This window comes from Erwinia sp. V71 (genome assembly GCF_965644245.1).
GTDB lineage: Bacteria > Pseudomonadota > Gammaproteobacteria > Enterobacterales > Enterobacteriaceae > Erwinia.
Genome location: NZ_CBFFRK010000226.1, coordinates 1 through 2,001 on the forward strand (window position 1 = coordinate 1; position 2,001 = coordinate 2,001).

A 2,001-nucleotide genomic window follows, 5' to 3' on the forward strand; every position below is an offset into this window, starting at 1 on the left:
GTTCCGGCAGCCTTCAGTGGTCTTTGCAGAGTTAAGACAGGCGGCTTAGCGTTGCACTTCGAACTTGAATCCGCCGCGCACGCCTGGAATAAAGACGGTATCCACATCGCCCTGATAGCGCGTCTGCATCGCCCACAGCACATCATCGCTGTCGAAGATATCCACGTCTTCATCGACCAGCATCACATGCTTCAGTTCCGGGAAAGCGGAGAACGCCAGCAGTGCCGCCTGGCGCTGACGGCCTTCGTCCGCCGGGGAGGATTTTTTAAACTGCATTACGGCCAGCAGTTTGCCGCCGCCTGCAGAGTGGGCGAACACGTTCAGCAGACGACCCGGCATCGCGCGTTCGACCATCGCCAGAATACTCGCTTCGGTAGGGATACCAGCCATATTGACGTGCTCTTCGCCCGGCCCCATGGTGGTGCGCCAGATCGGTTGGCGACGGTGGGTGACCGCTTTCACTTTGATCACTGGCAGTGCCGGTTTGGCATCACCGGTGTAACCCGGGAATTCCGGCATTGCTTTGCCGCTGTTGGTGTTCTGGTCCTCACGCACCCGCACTTCCGGCAGCAGCTCACCTTCAATGACGATTTCTGCATGGGCGATGGCTTTTTCGCTGATGGTTTTACACTGCACCATTTCCACCGCATGGCCGCGCAACGCCCCGGCGATACTCAGTTCGTCGAAGCCGAGTGGGGTGGTCGGCGGTTCGAAGCAGGCTGCCACTTCAATCGCCGGGTCAACACCGATGCTGATAGAAATCGGCAGCGGTTTGCCTGCGGCTTCGGCTTTCATGCGAAAGGCATCAATATGGCGACCCGGGGTAAGCCACATCGACAGCTCATCACGGCTTTGCACGCACAGACGGTGAATGGTGACATCGGACTCGCCGGTTTCCGGGTCGGAGGCGTAGCACAGGCCCATGGTGATGTACGGGCCGGCATCCTCTTCGGTGTTGGTCGGGGCCGGCAGCAGTTTGCGCAGGTCGAAATCTTTATCGGTCGCCAGATGCACGACTTCCTGGCAGACCACTACCGGAGCAATCGCGTTATGCACGGATTCTTTCAGCAGATGCCCCAGTTTTTCCGGTTCGCAGTTAAGGAACTGACCGACGCGCTGGCGTGAGCCGTTCAGCCCAATCACCACGCGGGTATCGGGAAAACCTTTGATGCTGTTAAACATCATCACCGGACCATTTTTACGCGTCGGGCGTTCGCAGGTGCCGCCCGCCCCCACGTAGCGGTAGACACCGGAAAGTTCAGCCTGCGGATCGACCGGTACGCTGGTTTCGACATATTCCCCGGGGGTGTCCTGTAACAGCGCCAGCGCAGAGCGCAGGTCGCTGATGGTGGTTTGCGAATTGTTATTTGCCATAATCGGTTCCTTAAGAAATAAATAACCTTGGGTGGTGAAGAAAATAATCTGCAAATAAAAACCGGACAAATACCGTTTGGCTGATAATCACCACGCCAAAAAAGTATGGCTATTTTTATTAACACAATGGCAACATTGTGGACATATTCCCGTACATGTTGCTGATTGACAGCTTCACGGCGGCAGGTTTATAACCGTGACCAATAAAATAACAATAAAGGCGGCATATTGATGGATCTGAAACGGCTAACTTATTTCTGTAAAGTGATTGAATATGGCTCGATCAGCCGTGCGGCACGCCAGCTCAATATGGCGCAGCCGCCGCTCAGCAAGCGTATCCAGGAGCTGGAGGATGAACTCGGCGTCAGCCTGCTGCGGCGCAGCAGTAATGGGGTGGAGCTGACCGCTGCCGGTAATTATTTTTATCATCGTATTTGTCAGGTGATGAATCAGCTGGAAGAGGCAAAACAGGAAACAATTAAGATCGCCCAGCGCGAAAATACTTTTTTACGTATTGGTCTGACGCATCTTTATCAGTCTTATTTTCAGCCATTAAGGAAGGTGCGATTAATTCGATGGGAACCATTTTTTCGTCCTGTCATCGTATGGTAAATGAACAAAGAACCG

2 pseudogenes are annotated in these 2,001 nt (G+C 54.2%); one reads left to right on the forward strand and one right to left on the reverse strand.

Features of this window, described 5'->3' with window-relative positions:
- Positions 1-75: 75 nt before the first annotated feature.
- Positions 76-1,374, reverse strand: a pseudogene (locus ACSZO1_RS22260) (UbiD family decarboxylase); the annotation flags it as partial.
- A gap of 231 nt (positions 1,375-1,605) precedes the next feature.
- Here ACSZO1_RS22260 and ACSZO1_RS22265 point away from each other — a divergent pair.
- Positions 1,606-1,929: pseudogene (locus tag ACSZO1_RS22265) on the forward strand (LysR family transcriptional regulator); the annotation flags it as partial.
- Between the last annotated feature and the right edge of the window lie 72 nt (positions 1,930-2,001).